We start from the raw sequence: 13,597 nt of genomic DNA on the forward strand, positions 1-13,597 counted from the left end.
CGGGGCGACCCCGTGCCCCCTTGCCAGCCCGGCCTCGCCGTGGTTCGCAGCCGCCCGGGCCGCCGCTCCTCGCGCGGCCGTCCGCGTAGAGGTTTCCCATGCTGTCCGACCGGACGCGCCGCCTGCTCCTGCCGCTCGGAGCCTTCCTGCTCGGCCTGATCGGGCTTGCCGCGGTGGCGGTTCTGACCCTGGCGCCCGACCGCGGCGGCGTCGCCACCGCGAGCGTCGGCGGCCCCTTCACGCTGGTGAACCAGGACGGCAGGACCGTCACCGAGCGGGATTTCGCCGGGGCCACCCACCTCGTCTTCTTCGGCTTCACGCATTGCCCGGACATCTGCCCGACCACCCTGCAGCAGATCTCCGACGTGCTGGCGGCGCTCGGCGACAGGGCCAAGGGCATGAAGGTCGCCTTCATCACGGTCGACCCGGAGCGCGACACGCCCGCGAGCCTGAAGACTTACCTGGAGAGCTTCGACCCGCGCATCGTCGGCCTCACGGGCAGCCCCGAGCAGGTTGCCGCAACGGTCAAGGCCTACCGCGCCTATGCCCGGCGGGTGCCGACCAAGGGCGAGGACTACACGATGGAGCACACGGCCCTCGTCTACGTGATGGACGGGAAGAACCGCTTCCTCGGCGCCCTCAACCTGCAGCGGCCGGCCGACGAGACCGCGGCGGAGCTCGCGAAGCGGATCTGACCGCGCCCGGCGCCCGGCCGAGCGCCCCCGAGCGCGAGGTGCGCGAGAGCCCGTGCTCGGTCTTGTTCCAGCGGTTCGGCGCCCGGATCAGCTCGATCAGGCCGGCCCAGGCCGCGAGGCTGACGAGGACGAAGTAGGCGGGCAGCACCAGCACGAAGGGCACGAGATCGAACCAGCCCCGCCGGATCGCGCCGAGCGCGGCCGGCAGCAGCATCGCGGCGAGGCCCGTGGCGAAGATCGTGAGCGCGAGGCCGGTCGGCAGGTTCGGCCAGAAGGCCGGGCCGGACTCGACCTCGCGCAGCAGGAAGGCGACCGCCGCGCCGGCCGTGAGTACGGGATAGACCAGGGCCGAGACCACGGTGCCGGGCAGCATCGCCAGCGCGCAGAGCGCCTCCATCGGCCCGAGGCGGCCGAGATTGGCGAGCGGGCTGCGCAGATGCGTGAAGCTCGTCTGGATGAAGCCCTTCATCCAGCGGGTGCGCTGGCGCAGCCAAGGCTTCACCGCGGCCGGCGCCTCCTCGATCGTGGCGCTCGGCAGGTCGCCGACCGCGTAGCCGGCGAGCGCGAGCCGCATCCCGAGATCGGCGTCCTCGGTGACGTTCCAGGCATCCCAGCCGTGCACGGCGCGCAGGACCTCGGTGCGGAAATGCGTCGAGGTGCCGCCGAGCGGCGTCGGCAGCCGCCAATGGGCGAGCGCCGGCCCGAGCACGTCGAACAAGGCCGCGTATTCGAGGGCGAAGCAGCGCGTGAGCCAGGAATCCAGGGCGTTGTCGATGACGAGGCGCCCCTGCAGGCAGGCGACGTCCGGCCCGGATCCGGCGAAGATCCCGGCCGCGAGGCGCAACTGCCGCGGATCCGGCACGTCCTCGGCGTCGTAGACGACGAGGCAGGCGCCGCGGGCGAGCGGCAGCGCGACGTTGAGCGCCCGCGGCTTGGTGCGCGGCAGGCCGGGCGGGGCCACCACCACCTCGAACCAGGCGGGCAGCGCCTCGGCCGCGAGAGCGGCGGCGGTCTCGGCGTCGTCGGCCTCGATCACGAGCTTGATGTCGAGCTTCGCCTCCGGGTAGTCGAGCCGCGACAGCGCGCCGACGAGGCGCGGCACCACCGCGGCCTCCCGGTAGAGGGCGACGAGCACCGTGTAGACCGGCAGCTCCGCCTCCGGCAGGTCCGCCGCCGGGGCGGCGACGGGCGCGCGGATGCAGAGGGCGGCGATCCGGAAGGTCGCCATCGCCAGGAAGGCGCTCTGGACCGCGGCGACGAGCGCGAGCGCGAGCCAGCCCGGCAGGCAGGCGAAGACGGCGAGCGCCGTGACGACGAGGAGGCCGGCGAGCGCCATGTGGCTCGCACGCGGGCCCGGCCGGAAGGCCCAGTCCGGCCGTCGCACCTGCAGCTCGTCCGCGGCATAGGCCGCGATCCGGTCCGGCAGGGCGGCGAAGACGGCCGCGCGCAGGCGGGACGGCGTGGTGATGGCGGGTACGCGGCCCGGAGGGCTGCGCCCGGCGAGGAGTTCGGCGATCTCGGGCCCGCGCGGCGCGAGCACGAAGGCAGCGGGGGCGCCGGCCGCGAGCGGCGCGATGCCGGCGGCGAGGCTCTCGGGGAAGCGCACGCTCGCCCGCAGCGCGACGGCGCGATCGAGGAAGGGGGCGCCGAGGGTGCGGGCGAGCGCCCGGTAATAGGCCTCCTCGCCCATCAGCCCGGCCTGGATCAGGGCGGTCGCCCCGTCGGTTCCGCTCTCGCGGGCGAGGGCGGCGGCCCGCAGCAGCGTCGCGGGCGGCGTGCCCTCCGCCAGCAGGAAGCCAAGCTCGGGCGGCAGCGCCAGCGTACCCGACCAGGGCGACCGTAGCCCGAGGAACGACACGAGCCCGCTCCCGCCGGCCCCGGAACGTGCTAGGGGGAGGAGGTGAGCCGAACCTTCTCCGCATTGCGCCAACGCATCATGGGCGCCGACACACCGTCAAGGCGACCGCGCCGGCTTTCCGGGCGGGATCTCGCGTTTGTGATTCTTGTCGTTGCCGGCGCAACGGTCGCGCCGCCGGCCCGGGCCGAGGATCCGCCCCCGCCGCCCGCCGCCGAGCGGGTCGCCATCCCGAACTTCTGGAACCCGCGCAGCCGCGGCGAGCGGGTCGAGGCGCCGCAGACCGGCCGCCCCGTCCGCTTCCTCACGGACGACGAGTTCCCGCCGATGCACTTCGCGGGTCCCGACGGCAACCCGACCGGCTTCGTGGTGGAGCTCGCGCGCGCCGTCTGCGAGCGCCTCGCGATCTCCTGCACCGTGCAGGCGCGCCGCTTCGACACGCTCCTCGACGCGCTCAACGAGCGGCAGGGCGACGTCGTCGCCGCCGCGATCCCGCTGACCCCGACGCTGCGCGCCAAGTTCCTGGCGACCCGGCCGTATTTCCGCTGGCCCGCCCGCTTCGTCGCCCGCACCGACCGCGGCCTGCCGGCGCCCTCCGCCGAGGCGCTCGCGGGCCGCAGCGTCGGCGTGATCGGCGGCAGCGCGCACGCGGCCTATCTCAAGGCGTTCTTCCCGAAGGCCGCCCCGAGGGAGTTCACCGACCTCTCGGCGGCGGAGGGGGCGCTCCGGCGCGGCGAGACGGACTACGTCTTCGCCGACGGGCTGAACCTCGCCCTCTGGGTCGGCGGCTTCGAGGCCGGCCATTGCTGCGCGCTGATCGGCGGCGACTACCTCGAGAACCGCTATTTCGGGGAAGGCATCGGCCTCGTCACCCGCCAGGAGGACGCCGCCCTCTCGCGCGCGCTCGACGACGCCCTCCAGCGGATCTGGGACGACGGAAAGTACGCGGAGCTGTATCTCCGGTTCTTCCCCATCAGCCCGTTCTGACGCAGGCGTCGCGCCACAAAAAAGCGCCCCGGGAATTTCGCAGCGCGGCAAAGCGCACGCGATCATACTGCGTTTCGACCGAATCGGTCAAAACGCAGAAAACATGATCGATTCAATAAGTTAGAGCATGCTTTGAGCGAAAAACCGTTGCCACTTTTTCGCAGCATGCTCTAGGGTGCCGCCCTTCGCGACAGACCCCCATCCAGACCGACAATGTCCGCCATGCCGTCCCCGCTCTCCCCCAACCCCGCCCTGATCGAGGCCGCCGCCCAGGCCGCCTCCTGGCCGTTCGAGGAGGCCCGCAAACTCGTGGCGCGGCTGGAGCGCAGGCCCAAGGCCGAGGTTCTGTTCGAGACCGGCTACGGGCCTTCCGGCCTGCCTCATATCGGCACCTTCGGCGAAGTGGCGCGCACCTCGATGGTGCGCCACGCCTTCCGGGTGCTCACGAAGGATGCGGTGCCGACGCGGCTCATCGCCTTCTCGGATGACATGGACGGGCTGCGCAGGGTGCCCGACAACGTGCCGAACCGCGCGATGCTGACGCGCGCCCTCAACCTGCCGCTGACGCGGGTGCCCGACCCGTTCGGCACGCATGACAGTTTCGGCGCGCACAACAACGCGGAGTTGCGCCGCTTCCTGGACGCCTTCGGCTTCGACTACGAGTTCCGCTCGGCGACCGAGTGCTACCGCTCCGGCGTCTTCGACGCGGCCCTGATGCGGGTCGCCGAGCGCTACGACGCGGTCATGGACATCATGCTGCCCTCGCTGCGCGCCGAGCGCTCGGCGAGCTACTCGCCCTTCCTGCCGCTCCACCCCGTCACCGGCGAGGTCATGCAGGTGCCGATCGACGAGATGCGGGCGGCACGCGGCACGCTCGTCTGGCGCGATCCGAAGACCGGCGAGGCCTACGAGACCCCGATCACCGGCGGCCACGCCAAGCTGCAGTGGAAGCCCGACTGGGCGATGCGCTGGGTCGCGCTCGGCGTCGATTACGAGATGGCCGGCAAGGACCTGATCGATTCGGTCAAGCTCTCGGGCCGGATCGCCCAGGCGCTCGGCGCCGAGCCGCCGGAGGGCTTCAACTACGAATTGTTCCTCGACGAGAAGGGCCAGAAGATCTCGAAGTCGAAGGGCAACGGGCTCACCATCGACGAGTGGCTGGCCTACGGCACCCCCGAGAGCCTGGCCCTGTTCATGTACAGCAAGCCGCGCGAGGCGAAGCGCCTGTTCTTCGACGTGATCCCGCGCCACGTCGACGAGTACCTGAACTTCCTCGACCGCTACCCGGCCCAGGACGCCAAGCTGCGGCTCGGCAACCCGGTCTGGCACCTGCATGCCGGCGAGCCGCCGCCGCCCGAGACGATCGGGGGCGGGGAGGGCGGGACCGGCACGACGCTGACCTTCGCGATGCTCCTCAACCTCGTGGCCGTGGCCAATGCCGAGGATGCGGGCGTGCTCTGGGGCTTCATCCGGCGCTACGCGGCCGATGTCGGCCCTGGCACGCATCCGGGCCTCGATCGGCTGGTGCACCGCGCGCTCGCCTATTACCGGGACTTCGTGCGCCCGCAGAAGACCTACCGGGCGCCGACGCCCGAGGAGCGCGCGGCGCTGGAGGACCTCTCGGCCACGCTCGCCGGGCACGCGGGATCGACGGATCCCGAGGCGCTGCAGGCTGCGGTCTACGAGGTGGGACGGCGCCATTTCCCGGACCTGTCCGGCAAGGCCAAGAGCCCCGACGGGCGCCCCGGCGTGTCGCAGGCGTGGTTCACCACGATCTACAACATCCTGTTCGGCGAGGCCCGCGGCCCCCGCTTCGGCTCCTTCGTCGCCCTCTACGGCGTGGACGAGACCCGGGCGCTGATCGCGAGGGCGCTCTCGGGCGATCTCGCCCGCGCGCACGAGGCCTTCAAGGCCGGGCTCGCCGGAGGCGCGGCCGGGACGGGGTGAGGCGGCGCGCCCGATCCTGCGTGCCTCAGAGCACCGCCCGCCCGATCTGCCGCAGGCTCGCCTCCCAGACCCGCTCCTGCACGGCCTCGTCCCGGCTCTCGGGCGAGGATGGCTCCTCCCGGCAGCGGGAGAAGTAGCGCCCGCTGACGCCCGCGAGCTCGGGCGCGGTGGCGACGTGCAGCGAGGTCGCCGCGCCCTCCGCGGGCGGCCTCAGGAAGGGCCGGATCAGGCCCCAGCCGAAGCCGAGAAGCCCGCGCGTGTTCTTGGCGAACCCTGTGTTGATGACGCCCGGATGCAGCGCGTTGACCGTGACGCCGCTGCCGGCAAGCCGCCGGGCGAGCGCGTAGGTGAAGAGCACGTTGCCGAGCTTGGCCTGGGAATAGGCCCTGATGGCGCCGTAGGACCGCGCGCCCTCGAGATCCGCGAAGTCGACGTGCCCGCGCAGATGCGCGGCCGAGGCCACGTTGACGATGCGGGCGGGCGCGCTGCCCTTGAGCCGATCGAGAAGCTCCAGGGTCAGCAGGACATAGCCGAGATGGTCGAGGGCCCAGGTCCGCTCGATGCCGTCGACGGTGACCTCGCGGCGGTCGAAGATCGCGCCCGCGTTGTTCACCAGCACGTCGAGCCGGGGATAGGCCGCCAGCACCGCGGCGGCGAGGCGCCGGATCTCGGCCTGCGCCGAGAGATCGGCCACGAACGGGTCGAGCACGGCGCCGGGCACGGCCGCGCCGATCGCGCGGATCGCGCGCTCGACCTTGGCGGGATCGCGCCCGACGATCCCGACCTGGGCGCCGGCCCTCGTCAGGCCGAGCGCCGTCTCGTAGCCGATCCCGGAGGTCGCCCCCGTGACGAGGCAGACCTTGCCGGCCATCGACCCTGAGCGGATCTCGGCCATCGCTCAGAACACCGCCTGCCCGATGGCGAAGGCCACCACCACGATCACGATCGCGACGATGAGGAACAGGCCGAACAGGATGCGGGCGAGCGAGCCCGCGCCCGAGGCGATGCCGGTGAAGCCGAGGGCGCCCGCGATCAGCGAGATCACGAAGCAGATGAGGGCCCATTTCAGGAGGGTCATGCGCGAATTCCGGCGTCCGATTCGACCGGTCAACCCGGCCGAAGCTCAACCGTTCCGGAACACGGCCGAGCGCCGTGCGTCCTGTCTCACGCCGCCGGCTTCGCCGGCAGGGCCGCGGGGTCGGCCCGCGCCAGGATGAGGTCGGCGAGCGCGTGGTAGAGCCCGCCCTGGCAGACGAGCTTCGAGGCCGCGTCGGCGATGAGCGCGGCGATCATCAAGGGGATCATCATGGCGTGGTCCTGGGTCATCTCGGTGACGATGACGAAGGAGGTGATCGGCGCCTGCAGGACGCCCGTCAGGTAGGAGACCATGCCGACCAGCACGAGCGCGCCGATCGAGACGCCGGGAAACAGGTCGTGGAACGCGGCGCCGAGGCCGGCCCCGACCGCCAGCGAGGGGGCGAACAGGCCGCCCGGGATGCCGCTGATGGAGGAGAGCACGGTGGCGGCGAACTTCAGCGGCGCGAAGTCGGGGCGGGCCGGCGCATCCCCGTGCAGGATGGCGCGGGCCTCCTCGTAGCCGGTGCCGTAGACGGCGCCGCCCGAGGCGAGCCCGCAGAGCGCGACGCCGAGCCCGCACAGCATCGCGAAGGCGACCGGACGCCGCCCGATCAGGGCGCCCGCCCGGCCCGGCAGGCCGCGCCCGAACAGAATCACGACGCGGCTGAACAGGCCGCCGGCGAGCCCGCCGAGCCCGCCGATCAGCGGCACCAGGATCCAGCCCGCCCCGATCGCGAGCGTCGCGTCGGTCGTGCCGAAATAGGTGTAGTTGCCCACGAGCCAGAGCGAGGTCAGGCCCGCCGCCACGATCGCCGCCACGATCAGGCCGGTGGTGCGGGCCTCGTAGGTGCGGCCGAGTTCCTCGATGCCGAAGACGATGCCGGCGAGCGGCGTGTTGAAGGCCGCCGCCACGCCGGCCGCGCCGCCCGCCAGGATCAGGCCCGGCAGGCGCTGCGGCGTCAGCCGGCCCACCGCCGCCATGATGGCCGCCCCCACCTGGACGGTCGGCCCCTCGCGGCCGGCGGCCGCGCCGCAGAGGAGGCCGAGCGTCATCACCGCGATCTTGCCGACGGCGACCCGCAGCGAGATCAGGGCGTGCCGGAGGCCGGCATCCCGGGTGTGGCGCGCCGCGATCACCTGCGGGATGCCGGAGCCTTGCGAGTTCGGGAAGACCGTGAGCGCGAGCAGCGCCGCGAGGCCGAAGCCGATCGGGGTCATCGCCAGCGCGATCAGGGGCGACACGGACAGGATCCCCTTGAAGACCGCTTGCGCCGCGTCCGCGAGCTTCGCCATCAGCACGGCGGCGAGCCCGACGCAGATGCCTCCGACGAGGAACAGGAGGCGCCGCCGCCAGATCGCGAAGGCATCGGCGGAGGCCCCGCGCAGGCGCGCCATCGAGCGGTGGTGGAGGATGCGTCGCGCCATGATCCTGCGTCGGTCGGGAAGGGGCCTGTCGCACGCGTCAAGCCGTTGCGGGTCGCCGTGCGGCGGGGATCACCGGCACGGGGAGGGGTCTGCCGGCCTCGCCTCAGCGCTCCGCCGCGCAGAGCGCCTCGACGCTCCGCAGATACGCCTTGGCGTCGATTTTCCGGAGCGAGTTCTCGCTTTGGTAGCGGACCGTGCCGAACACCTTGCGGCGGGCCCAGGGACGATCGTGCAGGCCGTAGACCCAGGCGACGTTGGTGAAGGAATTGGGGTCGCGCCCGTCGAGGAAGTAGCGGTTGTTGAGGCGCAGCGTCCTGGCGAAGCCCTCCTCGGGGGAGGGGGACCATTCGAGGATCTTCTTGCCCCAGTACATGCGCAGGTGGTTGTGCATGTAGCCGGTCTCGCGCATCTCGGCCTGGGCGGCGTTCCAGTGGCGGTCGTGCGTGCGCCCCTCGGCGAGCTCGGCCTCGGAATAGAGGTGCGGGCGCGGGTCCCCCTCATGCGCGGCGAGGGTCTTGCGGGCCCAGTCGGGCACCGCCTGCGCGTAGGCATCGTAGCGCTCGGTGTAGAAGACATGGTTCATCGCGAGCTCGCGCCGGACGACGACCTCCTCCAGGTAGGAGGCCCGGTCCTCCGCCGCACCCGCCTTCGCGGCCCGCACCGCGAGCGCGATCTCGACGGGCGAGATCTGCCCGAAATGCAGGTAGGGGCTCATATGGGAGGCCGCCCCGGCCTCGGGCTTGCCGCGATTCGTGCCGTAATCGGCGAAGGGCCCCGCGAGATAGGCCGCGAGGCGGGCACGCGCCGCGCTCTCCCCGCCCCGGAAGCGCTTCACCGGCGGCACTGAGCGGTCGAGGCTCATCCCGGCGAGCACGGCGTCGGGATCCGACACGTCGACCGCGCTCGTCAGCCCGAGCCCATCCGCCCGCCGGGCGACCCGGCGCGGCCGCAGGGGCTGGATGTACTCGTCCCAGACCCGGTGCAGCTTCGGCCGCAGCGTGCGGGCGCCGTACTCGTGCCGGCCCGAGGCGGCCTCGACCGGCACCACGACGTCGCCCTCGACCTGCACGATGCGGGTATCGACGCGCCCGGCGATCTCGGCGTACCAGCCCTTCTGGATCGCGAGGTAGCCCCGGTCGAGGACGAGGAGCGCCGCGTCCCGCGCGAGGTCGATGGCGATCTCGGCCGGCGAGGCTTTCCGCACCACGAGCCCGATGCCGCGCTCGTCGAGCCCCGCCCGCGCGTCGGCGAGGCCCTGCAGCAGGAAGGCGTAGTGCCGGGCATTGGCCTCGGGGAAGCCGCTCGCGCCGTCGAGCAGGCCGAAGCAGGCGACCACCGGAAGCGCGAGGCGGTTCGCCTCCTCGATCGCGTATTCGAGGGCCGGGTTGAAATGCGCGCGGTTCGCCTGCTGCAGGAGATAGAGCACGTAGGCCCCGCCTCGCCGCGGCGCCGCGTCGTGGAGGATGCGGATCCGTCCCGCCTGAATCGCCATGATGCGCCGTCGCCCCCGAGACCGGCCCCGTCCTCGCCCCGGGACCTGCCGAGACATCGGCCGGGGCGTCCGCGATGACAAGCTAGGGCGCGCCGCGGCGGCGTCCGCGGGCGCGGTCGGCGGCGGGCGGAAAGTCCCGCCAAGTGAGGGGCAGCTGTCCGGCGCCCGAAATAGTTGCGCGATCAGGCCTTTATCCCGCCGGAACTTGATCGTGCCGCGCGGGCCGGCGCCTGAAATCAGGGGCCGACTGCATGCGACATTTTGAGCACAGCCCGTGTTCAATGTGCGCAGCCGCACCGGAAACGACAGTCCTGCTGCCCCAATGCCCTTGAATTCCGCCGCGGTAGGTTCAGATTGTGCATTGCGGGATCGCGATGGCGTCGCGGTTCCGCTGCCCTCCTTGGGCGTTTCCTCCCTAGACTTCGGGCCGCTCCTTCGGGAGTGGCCTTTTTTCTTTCGACTCGCGGTCCGTTTCCTTCAACCTGCGGTCCGCTTGGCGGCCCCAGCAGGCGCGGCGTAGCATGGCGCCATGGCCGGCGAAGCGCCGAACCCCGACAACGATCTCGTCCTGCGCACGATGTAGGGCGTGCGGCGCGACGTGCACGAGATGTTCGAGCGCGAGGCGCGGGTGATCGAGCTTATCGGCCGCGTGAGCAACCGCCTGGACACGATGAGCGCGCAGATCGAGGGGCGCTTCTCTCAGGTGGACCGCGCGCTCAACGCGATCCGCGGCGACATCACGCTCCTCGAGAACCGGTCGCTCACGGCGATCGCGGAGGTGCGCGACGTGGTCCGCCGGCTCGACGAGGCGGATGAGTCGCGTCGGCCGGAAGCCTGACCGCGCCCCGCGAGGTCAGCCCCTGGCGCGCGCCCGGATCATGAAGTTGTCGTAGGTGTACTCGGCCACCTGGAACCAGAGGTATTCCTCGTTCCGGAAGGTCTTCATCGCCTCGTAGATGCGCTTGAAGTCGGGATTCTTGCCCGCGATCTCGCCGTAGACCTCGTTGGCCTGCTTGAGGGCCGCCTCCATCAGATCCTGGGGGAAGGGCCGCAGCTGCGCGCCGCCCGCGACGAGGCGGCGCAGCGCGCCGGGATTGCGGGCATCGTAGCGGGCCTGCACCTCGGCGCTCACCTGCGCGGCGGCGCTCTGCAGGACGGTCCGGTAGGTCCTGGGCAGGGCCTTCCACTTCTCGGCGTTGAGCCAGAAGTGGAGCATGGCGCCGCCCTCCCAGAAGCCCGGATAGTGATAGATCGGCGCGACCTTCTGCAAGCCGAGCTTCTCGTCGTCGTAGGGGCCGATCCACTCGGCCGCGTCGATCGCCCGGGATTCGAGGGCGCCGTAGATCTCCGGGCCGGGCGTGGCCTGGGGCAGGGCGCCGAACTTCGCGAGGACCTGGGCGCCGAGGCCGGCGATGCGGATCTTCAGCCCCTGGAGGTCGGCGGCCGACTTGATCTCGCGGCGGAACCAGCCGCCCATCTGGGCGCCGGTATTGCCGCCCGGCAGGCTGGCCAGCCCCTGCTTGGCGAAGACCTCGGCGAAGAGGTCGGCCGCCCCGCCCGCGTGCCACCACGCGTTCTGGCCGCGGGCGTTGAGGCCGAAGGGCAGGGCGGTGGCGAGCGCGAAGGTCGGGTCCTTCTGCGTCGCGAGCGTCGCGGGCCCGTGCCCCATCTCGACGGTCCCGGCCGCGACCGCGTCGATCATGCCCTCGGCCCCCACCGCCTCGCCGACCGCGAGCGGCTTGATCTGGAAGCGCCCGTCGGTGGCCTCGGCGACGAGCCGGGCGAGCGACTCGGTCGCCCCGAACAGGATGTCGAGGGCCTTCGGATAGGCGGAGGCGAGCCGCCAGCGCAGCTCCGGCGCGCCCTCCGCGATGGCGGGCGCGGCGAGCGAGGCGGCCGCGGCGCCGCCGAGCCCGGCGGTGAGCAGGGCACGTCTCTGCAGGGTGGAAGCCATCACATCTCGCTCACAGGCTGGTTCTCGGCCACGCGACCGCCGATCACGAACGGGGAAGGCGCCGAAACGATCCTCGACATGCGCGCGGTTCCAGCGGGCGGGGCGCCCCTAGCACGTCGCGCCCGGCCTCGAAACCGGGGCCGGGGCGTGATAGGGGCGGCGGTTTCAGGCAGCCCGCGCGGCGTCCGAGCGACGCCGAGATCCGCGTCGCGACGCGATCATCCGGATTTCGCATGACACCCGACAGCATCGCCCTCCATACCGTCTGCGGCCTCGAGGAACTCGCCGGCCATGCCGGGCGAGACGTCAGCCACGTCCTGTCGCTCCTCGATCCCGGCACGCCCGAGCCCGACGCCTTCGTGGCCTACGGCGCGCATCACCGCACGACCTTGCGCTTCCACGATTGCCTGGGGCCGGGCGAGGGCCTGGTGCCGCCCGAGCCCGAGCACATCGCGGCGATCCTGGCCTTCGGGGCGGAGAATGCGGGGGCGGGCCATCTCCTCGTCCATTGCCATTACGGGCTCTCGCGCTCGACCGCGGCCCTCTTGATCCTGTTCGCGCAGGCCGAGCCCGGCGCCGCGTCGGAGGCGCTGGTGGACAGGCTCCACGCCCTGCGCGAGCCCGCCTGGCCGAACGCGCGGATGGTCGCCTTCGCGGACGGGATGCTTGGCCGCGGCGGCTCCCTCAGCGCGGCGGTGCGCCGGCTCCACGCGCGCCAGCTCGGCGTGCGTCCCCACCTCGCCGGCCTCCTGCGCGAGCTCGGCCGGGGCGCCGAGGTCGACGCGGCCGAGAGCCTCGGTGCGAGCCTCCGGGCCCGCGTTCCGGGCGTCACTTCCCCGCCGGCGTGAAGGCCCCGTCCTTCCAGACGTAGAGGACGTAGCCCTGCGCGGTGACGTCGCCCTTGGCGTCGAAGCCGACCGGGCCGAGCACGAGGTCGAAGCGTTCCCGGTGCAGGGTCGCGGCGATCGTCTTCGGGTCGGTCGAGCGGGCGAAGTCGCCCGCCGCGACCAGCGCCTGGAGGGCGGCGTAGCCGTAGATCGTCGAGCCCGTCGGGTCGACGCCCTCGCCCTTGAAGGCCTGGACCACGCTCGCCGCGGCGGGCTGGCGGCTCGGGTCGAGGTAGAAGGTCATCAGGACGCCGTTGCTCGCCGGCCCGGCGATCCTGGCGAAGTCCTGGGTGGCGATGGCCGAGGTGCCGAACCATTGCGGCCGGAAGCCCCGCTCGGCCGCGATGCGCACGAGGCGCCCCATCTCGGCGGCGTCGCCCCCGTAATAGACCACGTCGATGCCCGCCGCCTTGAGCCGGTCGGCCAGCGCCGCGTCGTCGGCGTCGCTCGGCGAGAAGGCCACCGACATGGTCTCGTTGATGCCGATGCGGTTGAGGTTGTCCTTGGTGGCGGCCGCGAGGGTGCGCGAGGCGGGGGTGAGGTCCTGGATCAGCGCGATCTTGCGGTCGCGGAAGCGCTCGGCCAGCACGGTGGCCGAGAGCCGGGCCTGGTCGTCGTCGCGGCCGCAGACCCGGAAGATCGTGGGCAGGCCGCGATCGGTGAGCCGCGCCGCGACGGACGCCGCCGTGATCATCAGGACGCCGTTCTGGGCATAGACCTCGGAGGCCGCGATCGAGGCGTTCGAGCAGACATGGCCGACCACGAGTCCGACTTTCGCCTGGACGAAGTGGTTGGCCACGGCCGTCGCCTTGTTGGAATCGCAGGCATCGTCCTGCACGTCGAGCACGATGGTCTCGCCGTCGAGGCCGCCGCGGGCGTTGGCATCGCGCGCCGCCGCCTCGACCCCGCGCAGCACCTGCTCGCCCACCGCCACGTAGGCCCCGGAGCGCGGCACCGCCACCCCGATCACGATCTCGGCCGCGGCCGGGCGCGCGAGCGCGCAGAGACCGGCTGCCAGGGCGAGCAGGGGGGCGACACGTCTGATGTTCATCGGGCCCCTTCTAGACGTTACGCCCCTGCCGGCACAAAGCCCGCGGCCTCGTCCCTGTCCGGAAGCACAGAGGAAACGGCAAGGCCACGCAGCTTGGCAAGGGGGATTTGGTCGAAGGCGGCTCTTCTTCCGGGTGCTGTTTCAGCGGGTATAGGCGTATGTCGCGGCTGCGGCTCCGACGGGGCCTGCGACGGCGGAGAAGACGGAGAGCACCTTCTGGACCTCGG

General features: G+C 72.3%; 12 protein-coding genes. 5 read left to right on the forward strand and 7 right to left on the reverse strand.

Translation table 11 applies throughout. The features are described from left to right. The first annotated feature begins 98 nt into the window (after positions 1 to 98). A complete protein-coding gene (locus WDW90_RS07990; protein WP_336486827.1) occupies positions 99 to 695 on the forward strand; it encodes an SCO family protein in 597 nt (198 codons plus the stop codon). Here WDW90_RS07990 and WDW90_RS07995 read toward each other — a convergent pair. Then, a complete protein-coding gene (locus tag WDW90_RS07995; RefSeq protein ID WP_336486828.1) occupies positions 640 to 2,553 on the reverse strand; it encodes a glycosyltransferase family 2 protein in 1,914 nt (637 codons plus the stop codon). The genes WDW90_RS07990 and WDW90_RS07995 overlap by 56 nt on opposite strands. 138 nt (positions 2,554 to 2,691) lie before the next feature. Between WDW90_RS07995 and WDW90_RS08000 the strand changes: the two genes are divergently transcribed. Both WDW90_RS08000 and WDW90_RS08005 read left to right on the forward strand, forming a co-directional pair. After that, positions 2,692 to 3,537 carry a transporter substrate-binding domain-containing protein gene (locus tag WDW90_RS08000; protein ID WP_336486830.1) on the forward strand — a complete coding sequence of 282 codons (846 nt, stop codon included), beginning with the start codon at positions 2,692 to 2,694 and terminating at the stop codon, positions 3,535 to 3,537. A 222-nt stretch (positions 3,538 to 3,759) separates the two neighbouring features. Continuing rightward, positions 3,760 to 5,484: a lysine--tRNA ligase gene (locus tag WDW90_RS08005; protein ID WP_336486831.1), complete on the forward strand. Its 1,725-nt coding sequence runs from the start codon at positions 3,760 to 3,762 to the stop codon at positions 5,482 to 5,484. A gap of 25 nt (positions 5,485 to 5,509) precedes the next feature. Here the strand turns inward: WDW90_RS08005 and WDW90_RS08010 are convergent, their stop codons facing one another. The 4 genes from WDW90_RS08010 to WDW90_RS08025 all read right to left on the reverse strand — a co-directional run bounded on the left by WDW90_RS08010 (position 5,510) and on the right by WDW90_RS08025 (position 9,478). Further along, positions 5,510 to 6,355 carry an SDR family oxidoreductase gene (locus WDW90_RS08010; RefSeq protein ID WP_336486850.1) on the reverse strand — a complete coding sequence of 282 codons (846 nt, stop codon included), beginning with the start codon at positions 6,353 to 6,355 and terminating at the stop codon, positions 5,510 to 5,512. Positions 6,356 to 6,382: 27 nt separating this feature from the next. Further along, positions 6,383 to 6,562, reverse strand: a complete 180-nt coding sequence (locus WDW90_RS08015) for a DUF1328 domain-containing protein (protein ID WP_336486832.1) — start codon at positions 6,560 to 6,562, stop codon at positions 6,383 to 6,385. An 86-nt stretch (positions 6,563 to 6,648) separates the two neighbouring features. Beyond that, on the reverse strand, positions 6,649 to 7,986 hold the full coding sequence (locus WDW90_RS08020; protein WP_336486833.1) for a chloride channel protein: 1,338 nt from the start codon (positions 7,984 to 7,986) through the stop codon (positions 6,649 to 6,651). A gap of 103 nt (positions 7,987 to 8,089) precedes the next feature. Further along, positions 8,090 to 9,478, reverse strand: coding sequence for a deoxyribodipyrimidine photo-lyase (locus WDW90_RS08025; protein ID WP_336486834.1), 1,389 nt, complete (start codon positions 9,476 to 9,478; stop codon positions 8,090 to 8,092). Between the two features lie 607 nt (positions 9,479 to 10,085). Here WDW90_RS08025 and WDW90_RS08030 point away from each other — a divergent pair. Beyond that, the gene (locus tag WDW90_RS08030; RefSeq protein ID WP_336486835.1) at positions 10,086 to 10,316 is read left to right on the forward strand and encodes a hypothetical protein; all 231 of its coding nucleotides are present in this window, start codon (positions 10,086 to 10,088) and stop codon (positions 10,314 to 10,316) included. Positions 10,317 to 10,331: 15 nt separating this feature from the next. Here the strand turns inward: WDW90_RS08030 and WDW90_RS08035 are convergent, their stop codons facing one another. Continuing rightward, on the reverse strand, positions 10,332 to 11,432 hold the full coding sequence (locus WDW90_RS08035; protein WP_336486837.1) for a TRAP transporter substrate-binding protein: 1,101 nt from the start codon (positions 11,430 to 11,432) through the stop codon (positions 10,332 to 10,334). A 233-nt stretch (positions 11,433 to 11,665) separates the two neighbouring features. Between WDW90_RS08035 and WDW90_RS08040 the strand changes: the two genes are divergently transcribed. Continuing rightward, positions 11,666 to 12,280: a tyrosine phosphatase family protein gene (locus WDW90_RS08040; protein ID WP_336486839.1), complete on the forward strand. Its 615-nt coding sequence runs from the start codon at positions 11,666 to 11,668 to the stop codon at positions 12,278 to 12,280. Here the strand turns inward: WDW90_RS08040 and WDW90_RS08045 are convergent. Further along, positions 12,261 to 13,370, reverse strand: a complete 1,110-nt coding sequence (locus WDW90_RS08045) for a branched-chain amino acid ABC transporter substrate-binding protein (RefSeq protein ID WP_336486841.1) — start codon at positions 13,368 to 13,370, stop codon at positions 12,261 to 12,263. The two genes, WDW90_RS08040 and WDW90_RS08045, sit on opposite strands and share 20 nt — an antisense overlap. Positions 13,371 to 13,597 lie beyond the last annotated feature (227 nt).

The sequence above is a fragment of the Methylobacterium nigriterrae genome (assembly GCF_037106235.1).
In the GTDB taxonomy this organism is placed as follows: domain Bacteria; phylum Pseudomonadota; class Alphaproteobacteria; order Rhizobiales; family Beijerinckiaceae; genus Methylobacterium; species Methylobacterium nigriterrae.

Bases quoted from the DNA above. Each gene is read 5' to 3' on its own strand.
- WDW90_RS07990 (WP_336486827.1), top strand. From the start codon at position 99: ATGCTGTCCGACCGGACGCGCCGCCTGCTCCTGCCGCTCGGAGCCTTC.
- WDW90_RS08005 (WP_336486831.1), top strand. From the start codon at position 3,760: ATGCCGTCCCCGCTCTCCCCCAACCCCGCCCTGATCGAGGCCGCCGCC.
- WDW90_RS08010 (WP_336486850.1), bottom strand. From the start codon at position 6,355: ATGGCCGGCAAGGTCTGCCTCGTCACGGGGGCGACCTCCGGGATCGGC.
- WDW90_RS08015 (WP_336486832.1), bottom strand. From the start codon at position 6,562: ATGACCCTCCTGAAATGGGCCCTCATCTGCTTCGTGATCTCGCTGATC.
- WDW90_RS08020 (WP_336486833.1), bottom strand. From the start codon at position 7,986: ATGGCGCGACGCATCCTCCACCACCGCTCGATGGCGCGCCTGCGCGGG.
- WDW90_RS08025 (WP_336486834.1), bottom strand. From the start codon at position 9,478: ATGGCGATTCAGGCGGGACGGATCCGCATCCTCCACGACGCGGCGCCG.
- WDW90_RS08030 (WP_336486835.1), top strand. From the start codon at position 10,086: ATGTTCGAGCGCGAGGCGCGGGTGATCGAGCTTATCGGCCGCGTGAGC.
- WDW90_RS08035 (WP_336486837.1), bottom strand. From the start codon at position 11,432: ATGGCTTCCACCCTGCAGAGACGTGCCCTGCTCACCGCCGGGCTCGGC.
- WDW90_RS08040 (WP_336486839.1), top strand. From the start codon at position 11,666: ATGACACCCGACAGCATCGCCCTCCATACCGTCTGCGGCCTCGAGGAA.
- WDW90_RS08045 (WP_336486841.1), bottom strand. From the start codon at position 13,370: ATGAACATCAGACGTGTCGCCCCCCTGCTCGCCCTGGCAGCCGGTCTC.